Source organism: Streptomyces sp. NPDC087787, assembly GCF_044743035.1.
Taxonomy (GTDB): Bacteria; Actinomycetota; Actinomycetes; order Streptomycetales; family Streptomycetaceae; genus Streptomyces.
Genome location: NZ_JBIUVQ010000003.1, coordinates 35,399 through 52,327, shown reverse-complemented (window position 1 = coordinate 52,327; position 16,929 = coordinate 35,399). Strand labels below are relative to the sequence as shown.

General features: G+C 73.7%; 19 protein-coding genes. 6 read left to right on the top strand and 13 right to left on the bottom strand.

All coding sequences use genetic code 11. The features are described from left to right. The first annotated feature begins 180 nt into the window (after window positions 1-180). Window positions 181-2,253, top strand: a complete 2,073-nt coding sequence (locus ACIOWN_RS06200) for a HelD family protein (protein WP_401980729.1) — start codon at window positions 181-183, stop codon at window positions 2,251-2,253. A gap of 177 nt (window positions 2,254-2,430) precedes the next feature. Further along, window positions 2,431-3,303 carry a universal stress protein gene (locus ACIOWN_RS06195; RefSeq protein ID WP_401980727.1) on the top strand — a complete coding sequence of 291 codons (873 nt, stop codon included), beginning with the start codon at window positions 2,431-2,433 and terminating at the stop codon, window positions 3,301-3,303. A 1-nt stretch (window position 3,304) separates the two neighbouring features. On the opposite strand, the gene ACIOWN_RS06190 is transcribed toward ACIOWN_RS06195, so the two are convergent. The 3 genes from ACIOWN_RS06190 to ACIOWN_RS06180 are packed head-to-tail and all read right to left on the bottom strand — an operon-like array spanning window position 3,305 to window position 4,399. Then, window positions 3,305-3,562: a DUF4032 domain-containing protein gene (locus tag ACIOWN_RS06190; protein WP_401980724.1), complete on the bottom strand. Its 258-nt coding sequence runs from the start codon at window positions 3,560-3,562 to the stop codon at window positions 3,305-3,307. Further along, window positions 3,517-3,642 (bottom strand): hypothetical protein, encoded by a 126-nt coding sequence (locus tag ACIOWN_RS06185; protein WP_362357141.1) that lies wholly within the window; start codon window positions 3,640-3,642, stop codon window positions 3,517-3,519. Before ACIOWN_RS06185 ends, ACIOWN_RS06190 begins: the two co-directional genes overlap by 46 nt. A gap of 10 nt (window positions 3,643-3,652) precedes the next feature. After that, window positions 3,653-4,399: an MBL fold metallo-hydrolase gene (locus ACIOWN_RS06180; protein WP_401980722.1), complete on the bottom strand. Its 747-nt coding sequence runs from the start codon at window positions 4,397-4,399 to the stop codon at window positions 3,653-3,655. A 364-nt stretch (window positions 4,400-4,763) separates the two neighbouring features. Here ACIOWN_RS06180 and ACIOWN_RS06175 point away from each other — a divergent pair, with 364 nt between their 5' ends. Both ACIOWN_RS06175 and ACIOWN_RS06170 read left to right on the top strand, forming a co-directional pair. After that, window positions 4,764-5,720, top strand: coding sequence for an LLM class F420-dependent oxidoreductase (locus ACIOWN_RS06175; RefSeq protein ID WP_401980720.1), 957 nt, complete (start codon window positions 4,764-4,766; stop codon window positions 5,718-5,720). A 24-nt stretch (window positions 5,721-5,744) separates the two neighbouring features. Then, the gene (locus tag ACIOWN_RS06170) at window positions 5,745-6,320 is read left to right on the top strand and encodes an isochorismatase family cysteine hydrolase (RefSeq protein ID WP_362357146.1); all 576 of its coding nucleotides are present in this window, start codon (window positions 5,745-5,747) and stop codon (window positions 6,318-6,320) included. 31 nt (window positions 6,321-6,351) lie between these two features. Here the strand turns inward: ACIOWN_RS06170 and ACIOWN_RS06165 are convergent, their stop codons facing one another. The 9 genes from ACIOWN_RS06165 to ACIOWN_RS06125 all read right to left on the bottom strand — a co-directional run bounded on the left by ACIOWN_RS06165 (window position 6,352) and on the right by ACIOWN_RS06125 (window position 14,055). Continuing rightward, a complete protein-coding gene (locus ACIOWN_RS06165) occupies window positions 6,352-8,169 on the bottom strand; it encodes a complex I subunit 5 family protein (protein ID WP_401980717.1) in 1,818 nt (605 codons plus the stop codon). 2 nt (window positions 8,170-8,171) lie between these two features. After that, window positions 8,172-8,519 (bottom strand): sodium:proton antiporter, encoded by a 348-nt coding sequence (locus tag ACIOWN_RS06160; RefSeq protein WP_362357150.1) that lies wholly within the window; start codon window positions 8,517-8,519, stop codon window positions 8,172-8,174. Next, complete coding sequence (locus tag ACIOWN_RS06155; protein WP_401980714.1) at window positions 8,519-9,349, bottom strand: MnhB domain-containing protein; 831 nt, start codon at window positions 9,347-9,349, stop codon at window positions 8,519-8,521. The genes ACIOWN_RS06160 and ACIOWN_RS06155 overlap by 1 nt, the downstream gene beginning before the upstream one ends. Then, window positions 9,346-9,663, bottom strand: coding sequence for a DUF4040 domain-containing protein (locus ACIOWN_RS06150; protein ID WP_362357154.1), 318 nt, complete (start codon window positions 9,661-9,663; stop codon window positions 9,346-9,348). The genes ACIOWN_RS06155 and ACIOWN_RS06150 overlap by 4 nt, the downstream gene beginning before the upstream one ends. Beyond that, a complete protein-coding gene (locus tag ACIOWN_RS06145; protein ID WP_362357156.1) occupies window positions 9,660-9,956 on the bottom strand; it encodes a monovalent cation/H(+) antiporter subunit G in 297 nt (98 codons plus the stop codon). The genes ACIOWN_RS06150 and ACIOWN_RS06145 overlap by 4 nt, the downstream gene beginning before the upstream one ends. 54 nt (window positions 9,957-10,010) lie before the next feature. Then, complete coding sequence (locus ACIOWN_RS06140; RefSeq protein ID WP_362357158.1) at window positions 10,011-10,304, bottom strand: MrpF/PhaF family protein; 294 nt, start codon at window positions 10,302-10,304, stop codon at window positions 10,011-10,013. Continuing rightward, window positions 10,301-10,756: a hypothetical protein gene (locus ACIOWN_RS06135; RefSeq protein WP_362357160.1), complete on the bottom strand. Its 456-nt coding sequence runs from the start codon at window positions 10,754-10,756 to the stop codon at window positions 10,301-10,303. The genes ACIOWN_RS06140 and ACIOWN_RS06135 overlap by 4 nt, the downstream gene beginning before the upstream one ends. Before the next feature lie 326 nt (window positions 10,757-11,082). Beyond that, entirely contained in the window at window positions 11,083-12,147 is a 1,065-nt protein-coding gene (locus ACIOWN_RS06130; protein ID WP_401980710.1) for an SDR family oxidoreductase, read from the bottom strand. Window positions 12,148-12,222: 75 nt separating this feature from the next. Continuing rightward, the gene (locus ACIOWN_RS06125; protein WP_401980707.1) at window positions 12,223-14,055 is read right to left on the bottom strand and encodes a glycoside hydrolase family 15 protein; all 1,833 of its coding nucleotides are present in this window, start codon (window positions 14,053-14,055) and stop codon (window positions 12,223-12,225) included. Window positions 14,056-14,175: 120 nt separating this feature from the next. Here ACIOWN_RS06125 and ACIOWN_RS06120 point away from each other — a divergent pair, with 120 nt between their 5' ends. Continuing rightward, the gene (locus tag ACIOWN_RS06120; protein WP_362357166.1) at window positions 14,176-14,811 is read left to right on the top strand and encodes a TetR/AcrR family transcriptional regulator; all 636 of its coding nucleotides are present in this window, start codon (window positions 14,176-14,178) and stop codon (window positions 14,809-14,811) included. A gap of 45 nt (window positions 14,812-14,856) precedes the next feature. Further along, entirely contained in the window at window positions 14,857-16,530 is a 1,674-nt protein-coding gene (locus tag ACIOWN_RS06115) for an FAD-binding dehydrogenase (RefSeq protein ID WP_362357168.1), read from the top strand. Between the two features lie 45 nt (window positions 16,531-16,575). Here the strand turns inward: ACIOWN_RS06115 and ACIOWN_RS06110 are convergent, their stop codons facing one another. Further along, the gene (locus tag ACIOWN_RS06110; protein WP_362357170.1) at window positions 16,576-16,929 is read right to left on the bottom strand and encodes a DUF488 family protein; all 354 of its coding nucleotides are present in this window, start codon (window positions 16,927-16,929) and stop codon (window positions 16,576-16,578) included.

Sequence of the window (16,929 nt, the reverse complement as noted above, 5' to 3'; positions counted from 1 at the left end):
GCGGGCGTCGGGAGCGCAATTAGCGATTTGCGGAATGGCGGAATGGCGTATCACGCATTCCGCCATCCGCCATGGATCAAGTCGTAGGGACATGGCTTCACCGAGTAAGTCAAGGCTTATCTTCAGGGGGCTTTGATCGTATGGTGTGGCTCGAATCGAAGGAGCCCCCTGTGGTCGAAAATGGATGATCCCGCTGTGCGTGCGATTGACTCGGAGCAGGATTATGTGTCCTCCTTGTACGAGTTGCTCGCCGAGCGGATTTCCGAGGCGCGAGCACACCGAGCAAGGGTGCTGAAGTCCCCGGCGGACAGCGCCGGTGAGGCATACGAGAGGGAAATCGCCGCCGAGCGTCTGGCCAAGGAAATCGGCCGGCTGGAGGGCGCCGAAAAGGGGCTGGTCTTCGGGCGCATCGACTGGACGGACGGCACGGCCCTGCGCATCGGGCGGATCGGACTGCAGACGGAGGAGGATGACCTGCCTCTGCTCGTGGACTGGCGCGCGAACGCGGCGCGGCCCTTCTACGAGGCGACACCGGTCCACCCGATGGACCTGCGGCGACGCCGGCACCTGCGCCTCGAGGAGCGCACGGTCGTCTCGGTGAGCGACGAACTGCTGGACGGGACCGCCCCGACCGACGAGGACGTCGTGGCGGACGGCCCGTTGACCGAGGCTCTGTCGGCACGGCGTACGGGCAGGATGCACGCGGCCGTCGCGACGCTGCAGGCCGAGCAGGACGAGATCGTCCGCTCCGCCCACCGGGGGGTGACCGTGGTGCAGGGCGGGCCCGGCACCGGCAAGACGGTGGTCGCCCTGCACCGGGCGGCCTATGTCCTGTACGCGTTCCCGCGCGCCGCGGAGGAGGGTGTCCTGGTGGTGGGCCCGAACGCCCGGTTCCTCGACTACATCTCCCAGGTCCTTCCCTCGCTCGGAGAGAACGACGTCGTTCTCGCGACCTGCCGGGAACTGGCCGGACTGTCCACGGACACGGTGGACCCGTTCGCCACGGCGCGTCTCAAGGGCCGCTCCGGCCTCGCCGACGCCTTGGCCGGCCTGCTGCGCGTCCACCAGGCCCCCGCCGGTGACTTCACCGTGCGGGTCGGACAGGAACTGGTTCACCTGTCCGGCGAGGAGGTCGCCGTGGCACGCGACGCCGCCGTGGCAGCCGCACCGGGGCACAACCTCGCGCGCCAGGTGTTCAAGGAGCTCTTGGTCGACGCCGTCGCCGACGCGATGCAACGGGACATGGGCGACCTCCTGGAGCAGATCGACGCCGATGCCGAGAGGATGACGGGCATGGACCTCGACCGGTTCACGGGAGCCGCCCAGCTCCGTGCCGAGGGTGCGGCCGACTCGGGTCCGGTCCACGAGCTGGACCTGGACGCCGTCCGAGCCGATCTCCTCGACGACGCCGGCGTCGACCGAGCGGTCGAGGTGTTGTGGCCGCGGCTGGTACCCGGCGACCTCGTGAAGGCGCTCCTGACGAACGCCGGCGCTCTCGCCGAGCGCCTGCCCCGCCTGACCGCGCGGGAGCGGTCCCTTCTGCTGCGCGGTCCGGACGACCCGTGGACCGATGCCGATGTGCCGTTGCTGGACGAGGCGGCGAGCCTGGTCGACGGACCCCCCGAGCGGACGTACGGGCACGTCGTCGTCGACGAGGCGCAGGAACTGACCGCCATGCAGTGGCGGATGATCGTCCGCCGCTGCCCGGCGAGGGCGATGACGCTGGTGGGCGACTTCGCCCAGGCAGGTCCGGTCGCGACGGCACGCGACTGGAAGGAAGCGCTGAGCCCCCACGTCGGACCGCGGTTCAGACTGCACAACCTGAGCGTCAGCTACCGCACCACGCAGGAGATCCTGGAGAACGTCCGGGACCTGCTCACGCGGATCGCTCCGGACCAGAAGCCCACACGGTCACTGCGAAGCGGTGAGCGCCCTCGCACCGTGACCACACCTCCGGACGGGTCGGTCACCGCCGTCGTTGAGGAACTTCGCGCCCAGAGCACCGCGCACCCGGGCGAGCTTCTGGGAGTGATCTGCGCGGACACCAGGGTGAGCGAGCTGACGGCCCAGGGCATCGCTCATCACGCACGCATCGTGCCGGCGTCCGAAGCACGCGGCCTGGAATTCGACGGGGTCGTCGTCATGAACCCCGAGGAAATCGTCACGGCCCGCCCCGGTGGGGAAAGGGACTTGTACGTAGCCCTGACCCGGGCGACCAAGCGCCTCTGCACCATCACCGCCCAGCCCGCCTGACGACTCGGTGCCCGCGTCGTCGCCGCGGCGCAGCCGGCGCGGTACAGACACCGGCCCGCGCACACGGGGCTGCCCGCCGCCTCACCGCTCGTGGCCGCACCCACCGCCCGCTCCGGTGATCGGCCGGTAGGGGAGACTGGACCGGAACCGGCTCACCAACACAGGGAGGAACACGGCATGACGCGCCCGATCACGGCAGGGGTGGACGGATCGGAGGAGAGCCTCGCCGCACTGGCGTGGGCGGCACGGGAGGCCGAGCGCCGCGGGCTGCCGCTGCGTGTGGTGCGGGCCTGGCGTCACGAGGCGCACGACGCCTTCGACGTGGGCGACCGGGACACCCAGCAGGCGTGGGTGCGCGAGTCGGTCGCCGAGGCCGCCAGGACCGTCACCGAGCGCCACCCGGGCCTGGACGTGACCGCCGACGCCCTGGAGGACGATCCCGTGCCGGCTCTGCTCGGCGCCGCGGCCGCGTCGGAGACGCTGGTGCTCGGCTCGCGTGGACGGGGTGTTCTCGTCGGGTTCCTGGTCGGCTCCGTCGGACAGCAGGTGATCGCCGGCACCGAGCGGCCGGTCGTCCTGGTGCGCGCCGGGGACCGGCCCGCCGCCGAGGCCGCGGGCCGTGAGGTCGTCGTGGGCCAGCAGGGCGCCCCCGAGGACAGCTCGGCGGCCCTGGAGCTCGCGTTCACGACCGCCGCCGCGCGCGGAGCCGGGGTGCGGGCGGTACGGGCCTGGACGCTCCCGCCGGTCTTCGCCTACAGCCCCGGCTCCCTCCGGCTGCTCGACGAGGCCGGCGGCCTGGAGCCGTACGAGCGCAAGGCGCTGGGCGCGGCGCTTCAGCCGTGGCGGGAGCGCTTCCCGGACGTCCCCGTCGTCGAGCACGTGGAGATGGGCAGCGCGGGCCAAGTGCTGCTGGCCGCGGCCGAGAACGCCCAGCTCCTGGTCGTGGGACGCCGGGCACGCCGGACGGCGGTGGGAGCGCGCATCGGCTCCGTCGCGAGCGGGATGCTGCACCACGCCGGCTGCCCGGTGGCGGTCGTCCCGCACCCGTGACTCACCCGGACGTGGACGTCGTGTCCGGGGCCCTGCGCGCCCCGGGCAGGATGTTGCTGCCGCAGTCCTGCACGGCGGTGCCCAGGCCTATGTCGTGCTGCGCCCGCTCGGACAGGTACCAGCGGTGCGCCAGCACCTCCGGGCGGGCGGCGTGCGGACGCCCGGCGCCGGGAGCGTAGTCGTCCTGGGTGGCCGTCCAGCTCTCCAGGTCGTTCAGCCGCCACCGCGCGGCAGTGGCGCGAGGTACTCCTCGGGCCACTCCTCCAGCGGTGTCCGCCACGGCAGTTCGAGCAGGAGCGCGGGGTGCTCCGGGTTGGTGGCGCTGATCTGCGAGCCCATGGCAGGAACCCTAGAGCGCGCGTTCCCGGGCCCGCAGCGCCGCCTGCCGCACCGGACCGCGGTGGACGGGGCCGTGGCCGGGCAGCAGCAGGTCCCCCTCCAGGTGTTCGAGCCGGTCCAACGAGTCCAGCGCCTGGGCGCGTTGGTGGTGGAACATGTCGGGCAGCAGTTGCGGTCCGGTCAGCCGCGAGGTGGGGTGGCCGCTGACCAGGGCGTCGCCGGAGACCACCACGCCGGTGTCCGGCAGGTGGAAGACGGTGTGGCCCCGGGTGTGGCCGGGCGTGTGCACCGGCACGGGCCGCCCCGGCAGGTCCAGCGGTCCCTCGGCCGGGAACGGCTCGGGCGCGGCGACCGGGACGTGCGCCGTGCCGCCGAGGCGCAGCGCGTGCACCGCCCAGGGCAGCACGCCGGGCCGCCAGCCGTTGCGAAACACCTGCCCGACGGTCACCTGGTGCAGGAACTCCCGCCGGGCGTGCGGCAGTTCGGCCTCGTGCAGATGTACCGGGGTACCGTGGGCGAGACGCAGGTACTCGGCGGAGCCCAGGTGGTCGTTGTGCGCGTGGGTGAGCAGCACGGCCGCCACCGCCTGGGGCGAACTTCCCACCGCCTTCAGTGAGTCGAGCAACTGCTGCCGGTCGGCGGGGTAGCCGGTGTCGATCAGCGTGGCGGTGTCGCCCTCGGTCAGGATCACCCAGTTCGTGCTGCTGCCGCGCACCAGATAGGTGCCGTCGGCCACCTGCTGGACGTCCGCGCGCATCTCTCTCCTCGCTCCCGGGCGGCTGTCCGGCGAGTACGGCCCGCACGGACGCGTCCCAGGGTAGGGCGAAGGCCGGCGCCCGCCGGCGCGGCCCTGGCCGAATCCGGCCGGCCGGTCATGCGCCGGCGCGAACGGGGTCCTCGGAGCGCCCGGTCATTCCGCCGGGGCCACCCGCTGATGAGCGCGGGCAAGGGCCCCGGGTGACCGGCGGCCGGCCCGGCTCCCCGCCCCCGGAGCGGCAGGGCACCGGGCCGGTGGCACCGCCGCGCCGGCGGTTCCTGCGGTCACGACGTGCGCACTGGCCCGTTCCGGGTACTCGGGAACACCGTCGTAGAGCCGCAGGAACGATCGGTCAGGAGCACTGATGGCTGACTTCGGATACTTTCTGTCGTCCGAGGAGCACAACCCGGGAGAACTCGTCGAACAGGCCAGGATGGCCGAGCAGGCCGGTTTCACCTCCCTGTGGATCTCGGACCACTACCACCCGTGGAACGACCGCCAGGGACAGAGCCCGTTCGTGTGGTCGGTGGTGGGCGCCCTCTCCCAGGCGGTCTCCCTGCCGGTGGAGACGGCGGTGACCTGCCCGCTGGTGCGCACGCATCCCGCCGTGATCGCGCAGGCGGCCGCCACCAGCGCCGTACAGCTCGGCGGCCGGTTCCGGCTGGGGGTCGGCACCGGTGAGGCGCTCAACGAGCACATCCTGGGCGGTCCGTGGCCCGAGACCTCGGTGCGCCTGGAAATGCTGGAGGAGGCGCTCCAGATCATCCGGAAGCTGTTCACCGGTGAGCAGACCAGCCATCGCGGCAGGCACTACACCGTGGAGAACGCCCGCCTGTACACGCTGCCCGAGCAGCCGGTGCCCATCGACGTCTCCGCCTTCGGCCCGCAGGCCGCCGAGGCCGCCGCGCGGATCGGGGACGGTCTGATCACGACGAAGCCCGACACGGCCCTCGTCGAGCGCTTCCGGCGCGGTGGCGGTGGCACCAAACCGGTGTGCGGCGGGCTCAAGGTGTGCTGGGGCACGGACCGGCAGGAGGCCGTCCGCACCGCGCACCGTCTGTGGGCCAACGAACAGCTTCCCGGGGAGCTGCCGCAGGTCCTGCCCACCCCGCGCCACTTCGAGCAGGCGTCGGAGCTGGTCACCGAGGACCAGGTGGCGTCGGCCGTCCCGTGCGGCGACGATCCGGAGGCCCATGTCGAGGGGCTGCGCGCCTACGTGGAGGCCGGGTTCGACACGGTCTACGTCAGTCAGATCGGCAAGGACCAGCAGGGCTTCTTCGACTTCTACCGCACGAAGGTCCTCCCACAGCTCCGCGACTGACCGACGTAAGAGGTGGTGGACGCGGTGCCCGGGCCCACGGACCGGGGGAGGCGGCAGGAGGGACGCGCGCTCATCGTGATCGACATGATCAACACGTACGACCACGAGGACGCCGAACTGCTCGTCCCGTCCGCCCGCCGGGTGGTTCCCGTCGTGGCGCGCCTGATCGGCCGGGCACGCGCCACCGGCACGCCGGTGATCTACGCCAACGACAACTTCGGCCTGTGGCGCTCCCACCACGGGGAGCTGGTGGAGACCGCGCTGGCCCGGTCGCACGCCGAACTGGTGGAGCCGATACGGCCCGACGGCGACTCGCTCTTCGTGATCAAGGCCCGCCATTCGGTCTTCTACGAGACGCCGATGTCCTATCTGCTGTGGCAGCTGGAGATCGGGAACGTGGTGCTGTGCGGCCAGGTCACCGAGCAGTGCGTGCTCTACTCCGCCCTGGACGCGCACATCCGCCATCTGTCGGTCACGGTGCCGAGGGACGCCGTCGCGTCCATCCACCCCCACCTGGCGGCGGCGGCCCTGGAGATGATGGAGCGCAACATGGGCGCCAGGATCGTCACGGCCGGCGAAGTGGACTTCACGGCGTCATGACCCGCCGCGTCCCGCGCGTTCAGGACCGGGCTCAGAACTGTGCGGCGAGCGCGGCGCACAGCACCGCGATGCCGAGGGCGAGCCAGGTCAGATAGTCGCCGAGGCGTCCCGAATGCAGGTGGCGCAGTGCCCGGACGGCCCGGGTGGCGGGGTGCCGTTCGGAAAGGCGCGGTGTGCGCCGGTGGACGGCGGCGACGGCGAGCGTGACGGCGATGCCCGTGGACAGCAGGCCGAGGGCCACGCCGGTGATGGTCCAGCCGGTGTCCGGCAGGGGACCGGCGGACGCCCCGCCCCGGTGGGTGAGGACGGCGGCGGCGTAGCGCGCCCGGTCGGTGAAGGCGGCGGCCCCGGGCGCGAGGGCGGCGGCGATCGCGGGCACGCAGCCCAGCGCCGCGGCGAGCGCGAGGAGGGCGGCCGGCACCAGGGTCATCGCCGGCGGCAGGGCGCGCTGCGGGGACCGGATCTCCGGTTCCTCGCCCTCGCCCGTGGTCTCCTCCTCGCCGGGCCGGCTGCGCGGTGCGGGGCCGGCACCCCAGAAGACCCTCAGGCCCGCGCGGAGCACGGCGGCGCCGGTGACGGCGGAGGCGGCGACGAACACGGCGGGCAGCCACGGCTGCCAGCGGGCCGCGGCGTCCTCGGCGAGCGCCTTGCCCAGGCCCGTGCCGAACGGCGGCAGCCCGGCCACGGCCAGGGCGCCGGCCGCGAACAGCAGCCCCGCCGGGCGCAGGGCGCGGGCCCTGCCGTGCAGGCCGTGCTCGTCGACGGAGCCGTAGCGGTCGAGGAGGACCCCGGTCAGCCCGAACAGGGCCGCCTTGACACAGCCGTGGGCGGCGACGTACAGCGCTGTCCCGGCCACCCCGTCCGGGGTGAGCAGCGCGACGCCGACGGTGAACAGGCCCACATGGCTGACGGTGGAGAACGCCAGAAGGCGCTTGAGATGCCGCTGCTCCCAGCACATCACGGCGCCGACCAGGGCGGTGAGTACGCCGACCGCCGCGAAGACCGAGCGGAACGCCTCGTGGGGGAGGCCGCCGGGGCCGGCGAAGACGGTCCAGTACACGCGGGCGACGCCGTAGACGCCGAGTTCGACCATGACGCCGGACATCAGCATGCACACCGGTGTGGGGGCGACCGCGTGGGCGTCCGGCAGCCAGAAGTGGAACGGCACGGCCGCGGCCTTCACCAGCAGGGCGGTGGCGATGAGGACGAACGCGACGACGGTCAGCAGGTCGGTGGGGTGGCCGGCGAGCCGCTCGCCGAGCCGGGCGAGGTTCAGCTCGCCGGTACGGGCGTAGAGGAGTCCGATGCCGAGCAGGGAGCAGTAGGCGGCGAAGGAGGTGACGATGCCGAAGGTGAGGGCGCCCTGGAGGGGGCGGGGATCCTCGATGTGATAGCCCGTCAGCGCGTACGCGGCCGCTCCCATCAGCTCGAAGAAGACGAAGGCGTTGAACAGGTCGCCGGTGAGCGCGAACCCGGCCATGCCGGCCTCGAACAGCAGGATCAGGGCGGGGAAGACACCGGCGTGCTGGCCCTTGGGCTCCTCGAAGTACCGCCACGAGTAGACCAGGACGGCCAGGACGAGCACGGCGACCAGCAGCGCGAGACCCAGGCCGATCCGGTCGGCGGCGAGCACGATGCCGAGCCGGGCCGGCCAGCCGCCCAGGTCCGAGGTGGCGACCGGGCCGCCGTGCCCCCACAGCAGGGCCAGGAGGACCACCTCGGCGGCCGCGGCCGTGGTGGCCAGGACGTCGCAGCCGAGGCGGGGCAGGGCGCGGCCGGCGACGGCGAGGAGGGTGGAACCGAGCAGGGGGACGGCCACGGCCAGGGGCAGCAGATCGGCTGCGCTCATGATCACCCTTTGAGGCCGGTGAGGGCCTGCGGGTCGACGGTGCCGTGGCGCTTGCGCAGCTGGGTGGTCAGCGCGAGCAGCAGCGCCGTGACGGTCGCGCCGACGACGACGTCCGTCAGCGCCAGCGCCTGCACGACCGGGTCGACGACGGGGCGGGAGCCGGGGGTGACGTCGGAGTAGACGGGGGCGGTCGCGCCGCGTCGGTAGCCGACGGCCAGGAGCAGCAGATACGTGGAGGACTGGGCGACGGCGAGGCAGCCGATGGCGTGGATGAGGTTGCGGCTGGTGACCAGGCCGTAGAGCGCGATGAGCAGGACCCATCCGGCGGCGAGGTAGGGCCAGATCCCCACTAGCGGTCTCCCTTGTCGTCGGTGTTCTTGTCGGTCTTGTCGGTCTTGTCGGTCTCGTCGGTCTCGTCGGTGTTCTCGGCGTGGGCGCCGTCGCCGTCCTGGCCGGGGTCGGTGAGTTCGACGGCCTGGTCGAGGAAGTGGGCGAGCAGCGCGATCAGCCCGGAGGCGACCTCGACGCCGACGGCGGCGTTGAGCACCGGCACGGTGCCGCCCGAGGTGATCTGGTTGAACGTGCCCAGCGGCAGCACGTTCTTCAGGAACGCGCCGCCCGCCACCAGACCGGCCAGGCCGACGAGGCTGAAGGACGCGGCGGCCAGCGAGTCCGTCACGTCCAGGACGGCCAGCGGCCGCAGCCTCTTCAGGGCGCGGTAGTCGGCGGCGACGTAGGCCAGGTGCAGGGCGGTGGCCAGGATGACGCCGCCCTGGAAGCCGCCGCCGGGGCTGAGCTGGCCGTGCGCGACGATGTACACGCCCACGACCAGGGTCACCGGCAGCAGCAGGGTGCCGAACAGGCGGGTGCTGGGCATGACGGACTCGCCACCGGCACGCCGGTGGCGTTCGTCGCGGGCCCGGCGCAGCAGCAGGGTGGCCCCGAGGACGGTGCCGAAGAGGATGGACTCCTCGCCGAGGGTGTCGAAGGCGCGGATGTCGAAGTTCACGGACGAGACGACATTGGCCGTGTGGTGGGCGATCGCCGCCGCCACCGCCCGGTCGCCGTAGGGGTGCAGGGCCGACCCGAACGGCGGGAGCCGTACGCAGGCACCCGCGAAGAAGGCGGCGATCACCGCGGCGGAGACCAGGAAGAGGACCAGCCGGGTCCGCGCCGTCACTCCTGGTCCTCGCCGTCGCCGGTGCCGTCGCCGGTGCCGGTGCGGTCGCCGGTGCCGGTGCGGTCGCCCGCGCCGCTGGAGCGGCGGGTGACCTTGCGGACGGTGAGGAGGATCAGCAGCGGGGTCAGCGCGGTGCCGACGGCCAGCTGGGACAGCGCCACGTCGGGGGCCTGGAGCACCGCGAACAGCACCGCCAGGCCCAGGCCCAGCGCGGACAGGACGACGGCCTGGCGGGCCGGGTCGCGGGTGAGGACCGCCGCGGTCGCGGCGAGGACGACGAACGCGAGGGCGGCGCCGGTCAGCCAGTCGTTCACGCGCGCTCCCCCTCCTCGGCCTGCCGCGAGGCGCGGCCGACGGAGATGGCGGTGACCGTCCCGCCGACGGCGAAGAGCAGGCCGATGAACAGCGTCTTGACCGCGGCCCGGCCCACTCCCTGGTCGACGGCGACGGCCAGGGCGATCAGCGGCACCCCCGCGCAGGAGGGCGGAGCCAGCGCGTGCAGCCGCATCAGCGTTCCGCGCAGCCGCAGCACCGCGACGGCGGAGAGCAGCATGCAGCCCACCCCTGCCCACAGCAGCACGAGCACGGTCAGATGGCGCGGCGTCATCGCGAACTCCCCTGCGCGCCCCGTCCGCGTACCGGCCGGCCGGGCGCGGTGTCGTCATGTTCCGGTGCGGGAATCGTGGGTCGGGCGTGTCTCGTGGCGGCTGCCCGCAACGAAGCGGGTGAAGACGAGGGTGCCGGCCGGTGCCAGGACGGCCAGCACCAGCGCGAGGTCCTGGTAGGCGGGCCGGTGGTAGGCCTGGGGCAGGACGAGGAACACCGCGCCCACCGTGGTCGACAGCAGCGAGACCCCGGCGAGACGGCGCACCGCGGTGCCGCGGGCCACCACCCACAGGTACGGCGGCACCGTGGCGGCCAGCAGGACCAGCGCGGCCGCCGTCCAGGCGTTCACCGCCTCCCTCCCGTCCGGGCCACCGCCGCTTCGACCGGCCCCGCCTCCGGACGCAGGGCGTGCACCAGCACCACGTCGTCGCGCGGGACGCCGATCACGCAGGTGTCCGGTGACGCGGCGATCAGCGGGCCGGCCCATGCCGCGTCCGCTCCCGGTCGCAGCCGCGTACGCCGTACGCTCGCCTCCACCGGGCGCGCGGCCACGGAGGACACCAGGACGGCCAGGCCGCGCACGACCGCGTACGGCAGCGAGACGGCGGCCCGGGCCGCGCAGCGGATCCCCCTGACGCGCACACCGGCGGCCGGCCGCATCCGCCGCGCCGCGAACGCAGCGCCCAGTGAGGCCAGGCCGGCCACCGTCAGTTCGACGGGCGACACGGTGCTGATCGACACCACCGTCACGCCGAACAGCACCGCGCACCACACCACGATCTCCACCGTCGCAGCCCTCATCGGACCTCCTCCTGCCCAGGCCATTGTTCGACTGCGGGCGGCCCGCGCACGCCACGGCGAACGGTGACGTGTCCCGGGCATCACCCGTACGGCTCAGCGCCGTCGAGCGGCCCGGAGTCAGTCGGGCGGCTCCGGCGGTCGGGGCCGTACGGGCTCGGGCGACGGCGCGGGCTCCGGACCGGGCTCGGCCGGGCGGGGCGGAGCGGACGGCTCGGGCGGCGGGACGGGCGCGCCGGGCGGCGCCGGCGGGTCGCGGGGAACCGGCGGCTCGGAAACGGAGACCATGATCGCGGCTCCTGGCTCGGGGCTCGATCCGCTGGGCATGGTCACACGCTCCTGTCCTGTGCTCGGAGGGCTCGGGTGCCCCGCATCCGTGCCGCGAACCCGGCGCCGAGCCGGGGCACGGCCGACGCCGCGCGTCGCGCACCGTCCGCGAGGGCGCCGAGGGTGTGCGCGGCCTGCTGCTGGGTGCTGCGGGCCCGGGCCTGTCCGTCGAACCGGCCGTGCGCTCCGAAGTCCCGTTGCGCGTCCGCCGGTTCGAACAGGTTGTCGGGTTTTCCGGCCGGCTTCGGACGGCCGTCCTGCTGCGAGGAGAAGCCGGTGCGGGCGAGGTAGCGGTCCAGCAGGCCCGGCACGACGGCGTTCGCCACCAGGGTGGCGACGGTGCTGCCGCCGACCCAGTACTCGCGCCTGCCCGGGTGGTCGGCGGCGTACAGCACGGCGCGGGCGGCGATCTCGGGCTGGTAGATCGGCGGCACCGGCTGCGCCCGTTGGGGCAGGCGCGAGCGGACCCAGTCGAACTGCGGTGTGTTCACCGCGGGCATCTGCACCATGGTGGTGCGCACCCGGGTGCCCGAGGCGAGCAGCTCGCAGCGCACCGCCTCGTGCCAGCCCTGGATGGCGTGCTTGGCGCCGCTGTAGGCGCTCTGCAGAGGGATGCCGCGATAGGCGATCGCCGAGCCGACCTGCACGACGACACCCCGGTTGCGCGGCAGCATCCGGCGCAGCGCCGCCCCGGTGGCGTAGACGTAGCCGAGGTAGGTGACCTCGGTGACGCGCCGGAACTCCTCGGGGGCGATTTCGGCGAAGGGGGCGAAGACCGAGGTGAACGCGTCGTTGACCCACACGTCGACCGGACCGAGTTCCTCCTCGGCCCGCCCGGCCGCGGCCTCCACCGCCTCCGGATCGGCCATGTCCGCCTCGATGGCGACCACCTTCGCGGTGCCCGCCTGCTCGGCCTCGCGCACCGCGCCGTCGAGGCCGGCCCGGCCACGGGCGATCAGCGCGAGGCGGTCTCCGCGAGCGGCGAAGGCGACCGCGGCCGCGCGGCCGATCCCACCGCTGGCTCCGGTGACCACCACGGTGCGGCAGTCGGGTTCGTCAGATGTCATACGGTCCGGTTCTCCTCGATGCGCGGGGGCAAACGGAGGGGCGGGGACGCGGCCGCCGGGCCGGTCATGGCCGGGTCAGTCCGCGCCGGCGAGCGTGGTGGCGGCCTCCAGGAGCAGCGCGTGGACGAACGCCTGCGGCAGGTTGCCGCGCATCTGGCGCTGGGCCACGTCGAACTCCTCCGCGTACAGGCCGGGGGGGCCGCAGGCGGCACGGTTGCGTTCGAACCAGCGCACCGCGTCCACGGCGCCGCCCTGCTGGTGCTCGGCCAGGGCCATGACGAACCCGCAGAGCAGGAAGGCCCCTTCGGCGTCCTGGAGCGGTCGCGTGCCGTGGCGGAAACGGTAGACGAAGTGGTCCTGGACGAGGTCGGCGCGGACCGCCCGCAGGGTGGCGAGGGTGCGGGGGTCACCGGCGGGCACGGCGCCGCGCAGGGCGGGCAGCAGGAGCGCCGTGTCGACACGGGGATCGGACGGGGAGCGTTGCCACCGGCCGGACGGATGCAGGCTGTCGGCGGCGGTCTCGGCGACGATCCGGTCCGCGAGCGCCGCCCACCGCGCCGCCGCCCCGGCGCTGCCCGCGGGCGCCGCCGCCGCGGCGGCACGCAGCCCTGCCGCGCAGATCAGCCGACTGTGCGCCCAGCGGTCCTTGTGCAGTTCCCAGATCCCGGCATCCCCGTCCCGGTAGTGGGCCTCGATGGCGTCGGCGGCGATGAGCGCGGCGCGCCAGGCCTCGGCGCCGACGCGGTCGTGGCGGACGCCGGCCGCGATCAGCAGCAGGCTCTCGCCGAACACGTCCAGCTGGAACTGGCGGTTGACCCGGTTGCCGACCACGTCGAAGCCGCCCGGGTAGCCGGGCAGGTCGAGGGTGCGCTGGTCGGGCACCGGCCCGCCGGTCGCGGTGTAGGCGGGCGCGAGGCCGGGCCCGTGTTCGATCAGGCGTTCGGTGACGAACCGCAGCGAGCCGTCCAGGAGTTCGTACGGGCCGGTCGCCGCGACGGACTGGCCGATGTAGGCCTGGTCGCGGATCCACACATAGCGGTAGTCGTAGTTGCGGCCCTGCTCGGCCCGCTCCGGCAGGCTGGTCGTCGCGGCGGCCACGGTGCCGCCACCCGGCCCCGACATGCCGCTCAGCACCGCGTACGCGTGCCGGGCGTCGCGCACGCCCAGCACGCCGCGCAGCTCGGGCACACGCGCCGCCCATCCGGTCTCGGTGGCCCGCCACAGCCGGTCGGCCGGCTCGGGTGCGGGAAGCGGCCGGTCCGAGATCTCCAGGACCAGGTCGTGGTGGGTGCCGGCGGCCAGGCGCAACTCCGCGTGCAGCCCCGGGTGGTGCGGGCCCGCCGGTTCGGCGCCGGGCGCGCCCGTGAACCGGACGTACAGCTCACCCGCCCGGCTCGTCCACCGGCCCTCCTCGTCCCGGTGCGGCTCGCTCAGCGGACGCCGGCCGAACCCCGCCGCCGGGTGGAGCCGTACGCCGACCCGGGCGTCCCCGTCGACGGCGACGACCCGGCGCAGCACCGTGACGCGGTGCGGATCGCCGGGGAGGGCGAGGGCCTCGCGGCACTCGACGATGCCGTCGGTCGTGATCCAGCGGCTGCGCCAGATGAGGCCGCCCTGCTCGTAGTAGCCGCCGTGCACGAACGGCTCGACGGTCGTGACGGTGTACCAGCCCGGGCCGCCGATCAGGGCGGCGAAGACGGCGTCGCTGTCCCAGGCGGGCGCGCACATCCACACGATGTCACCGCGCGGCCCCACCAGGGCACCGCGCTCGCCGTCCGCGAGCAGGGCGTATTCGCGCAGCGTGTGCGGGGCGGGTACGTCGCCGGACGAGTTCACTGTTCCCACTCCTTCCCGGTCCCGGCGCGCCCGCGGTACCCGGTCGGCCGCCGTGACGTGAACACGGCTCATCGGCCCGACTGACCACGGACGCCGTGGTGAAACCTCGCTCCCCTCCAGGAACTCCCTCCCGCGCCCTTTCGATACATCGATGCATCGGATACATTCATGTATCGAACAGGGGGTGGCGGCATGGCGGTCGGGGGCACGGAGAAGCGCGTCACCCGGCGCCGGCAGCGAACACGCGCCAACCTGCTCGACGCCGCCTTCACGGTGTTCGCCGCCAAGGGCTTCGGCCGGGTGTCGATCGAGGAGGTCTGCGAGGCCGCCGGCTACAGCAGGGGCGCCTTCTACTCCAACTTCGCCACCCTCGACGAGCTGTTCTTCGCCCTGTACCGGGACCGGGCCGAGCTGATCGCCGACCAGGTGGCCGGGGCGCTCGCCCTCGACGGCCCGGACCTCGACGTGCCCGCCGCCGTCGACCGGGTCACCGACGTGCTGCTCCTCGACCGGGACTGGCTCCTGGTCAAGACGGACTTCCTGGTGCACGCCGCCCGCGACACGGCAGTGGCGCAGACGCTGCTGGAGCACCGCGCGCGGCTGCGCCACGCCGTCGCCGACCGGCTCTCCCGCGCCCGCACCCCGCTGCCCTCCGTCCTCGGCGACGCCGACGGCGCCGCCCACGCGGTCGTCGCCGCGTACGACGGAGTCACCACCCAACTGCTGCTCGACAGGGACGTCGAGGGCGCCCGCGCCTGGCTCGGACAACTGCTCACGGCGCTGCTCACCGACGGCGGCACCGCCGCGCGCGGATCACGGGACACCTGAGACGCACCCGGGAAACCGAGGAAACAGAGGAAGGGGACGATCGCCATGGACGCCGACGTCATCGTCGTCGGAGCGGGCCTCGCGGGCCTGGTCGCGGCGCACGAACTGACCAGCCGGGGCCGCAGGGTCGCCCTCGTCGACCAGGAGAACGCCGCCAACCTCGGCGGGCAGGCGTACTGGTCCTTCGGCGGGCTGTTCCTCGTCGACACCCCGCAGCAGCGCAGGCTCGGCGTCAAGGACTCCTTCGAGCTGGCCTGGAACGACTGGCAGGGCAGCGCCCGGTTCGACCGGCTCGGCGACGAGGACTCCTGGGCGGTGCGCTGGGCGCGCGCCTACGTCGAGTTCGCGGCGGGGGAGAAGCGGTCCTGGCTGGAAGGGCACGGCGTCACGCTGCTGCCCACGGTCGGCTGGGCCGAGCGCGGCGATCTGCGCGCCGACGGCCACGGCAACTCCGTACCCCGCTTCCACATCGCCTGGGGCACCGGCACGGGCGTCGTGGAACCCTTCGCCGCGTACGCCCTCCAGGCCGAGCGTGACGGACTGCTCACCTTCCACCACCGTCACCGGGTCGACGAACTCGTCGTCCGGGACGGCGCCGTCCAGGGCGTGCGGGGCACGCTCCTCGCCGAGGACGACGCGCCCCGCGGCGTCGCCTCCAACCGCGAGGAGACCGGCGCGTTCGAGCTCACCGCGCAGGCCGTCGTCGTCACCACCGGCGGCATCGGCGCCGACCACGGCCTCGTGCGCCGCCACTGGCCGAAGCGGCTCGGCACCCCGCCGTCGCGGATGGTCACCGGCGTCCCGGCGTACGTCGACGGCCGGATGCTGGACATCAGCGAGGAGGCCGGCGTACGGCTGGTCAACCGCGACCGCATGTGGCACTACACCGAGGGCCTGCGGAACTGGAACCCGGTCTGGCCCGGCCACGGCATCCGCATCCTGCCCGGCCCCTCCTCCCTCTGGCTGGACGCCCTCGGCCGCCGGCTGCCCGACCCCTGCCTGCCCGGCTACGACACGCTCGGCACCCTCAGGCACCTGCGCACCACCGAGGACATCGCCGGGTACGACCACTCCTGGTTCCTGCTGACCCGCAGGATCGTCGAGAAGGAGTTCGCCCTCTCGGGCTCCGAGCAGAACCCCGACATCACCGCCAGGGACCGCAAGGCCGTGCTGCGCGACCGGCTGCTCGGCAAGGGCGCGCCCGGACCCGTGCGGGACTTCCTGCGGCACGGCGAGGACTTCCTGATCGCCGGCACCCTGGAGCAACTGGTCGAGAAGATGAACCAGTCGACCGGCAAGCCCCTCCTGGACGCCGCCGGGGTGCGGCGCCTGGTCGAGGCCCGCGACCTCCAGATCGCCAACCCCTACAGCAAGGACTCCCAGGTCCAGGGCATCCACAACGCCCGCCGCTACATCGGCGACCGCCTCGGCCGGGTGGCCGCCCCGCACCGCATCCTGGACCCGGCGGCAGGACCGCTGATCGCCGTCAAGCTGCACATCCTGACCCGCAAGACGCTCGGCGGCATCCAGACCGACCTGGACTCGCGCGCCCTCGGCCGTGACGGGCGGGTGATCGACGGCCTCTACGCGGCCGGTGAGGTCGCCGGCTTCGGCGGCGGCGGCCTCCACGGCTACAACGCCCTGGAGGGCACCTTCCTCGGCGGGTGCCTGTTCTCCGGGCGCGCGGCGGGCCGTGCCGCCGCACGGCAGACCGCCTGAGCGGGTGTCACGGCCCGCCCCCGCACGGCGCGGAGGCGGGCCGGCTCACTTCCTCTTCAGCAGATCTGCCAGCACCGAGGCCTGGCTCTGCTCCGGGTGCTTGGAGGCCGTCAGCAGGGTCACCCGGCCACGGCGGGCCAACTTCCTGATCTGGTCAAGGAGTTCGGCCGCCTCCGGCTCGGCCAGTTCGGCCTCGTAACGGCGCCGGAACTCCTCGTACGACCCCTCGCCGCCGTGGTACCAGCGGCGCAGCTCGGTGGACGGCGTCATGGCCTTCGGCCACTCGTCGATGTGCGCGTCCTCCTTGGAGACCCCGCGCGGCCAGAGCCGGTCGACCAGGACCCGCACACCGTCGTCGGACTCGGGCGGATCGTAGATGCGGCGCACACGGACGCTCAC

What these genes read in the sequence shown, in the direction of transcription:
- ACIOWN_RS06200 (WP_401980729.1), top strand. Translation starts at nt 181, where the DNA reads ATGGATGATCCCGCTGTGCGTGCGATTGACTCGGAGCAGGATTATGTG.
- ACIOWN_RS06195 (WP_401980727.1), top strand. Translation starts at nt 2,431, where the DNA reads ATGACGCGCCCGATCACGGCAGGGGTGGACGGATCGGAGGAGAGCCTC.
- ACIOWN_RS06185 (WP_362357141.1), bottom strand. Translation starts at nt 3,642, where the DNA reads ATGGGCTCGCAGATCAGCGCCACCAACCCGGAGCACCCCGCGCTCCTG.
- ACIOWN_RS06180 (WP_401980722.1), bottom strand. Translation starts at nt 4,399, where the DNA reads ATGCGCGCGGACGTCCAGCAGGTGGCCGACGGCACCTATCTGGTGCGC.
- ACIOWN_RS06175 (WP_401980720.1), top strand. Translation starts at nt 4,764, where the DNA reads ATGGCTGACTTCGGATACTTTCTGTCGTCCGAGGAGCACAACCCGGGA.
- ACIOWN_RS06165 (WP_401980717.1), bottom strand. Translation starts at nt 8,169, where the DNA reads ATGAGCGCAGCCGATCTGCTGCCCCTGGCCGTGGCCGTCCCCCTGCTC.
- ACIOWN_RS06145 (WP_362357156.1), bottom strand. Translation starts at nt 9,956, where the DNA reads ATGACGCCGCGCCATCTGACCGTGCTCGTGCTGCTGTGGGCAGGGGTG.
- ACIOWN_RS06135 (WP_362357160.1), bottom strand. Translation starts at nt 10,756, where the DNA reads ATGAGGGCTGCGACGGTGGAGATCGTGGTGTGGTGCGCGGTGCTGTTC.
- ACIOWN_RS06130 (WP_401980710.1), bottom strand. Translation starts at nt 12,147, where the DNA reads ATGACATCTGACGAACCCGACTGCCGCACCGTGGTGGTCACCGGAGCC.
- ACIOWN_RS06125 (WP_401980707.1), bottom strand. Translation starts at nt 14,055, where the DNA reads ATGAGCCGTGTTCACGTCACGGCGGCCGACCGGGTACCGCGGGCGCGC.
- ACIOWN_RS06120 (WP_362357166.1), top strand. Translation starts at nt 14,176, where the DNA reads ATGGCGGTCGGGGGCACGGAGAAGCGCGTCACCCGGCGCCGGCAGCGA.
- ACIOWN_RS06115 (WP_362357168.1), top strand. Translation starts at nt 14,857, where the DNA reads ATGGACGCCGACGTCATCGTCGTCGGAGCGGGCCTCGCGGGCCTGGTC.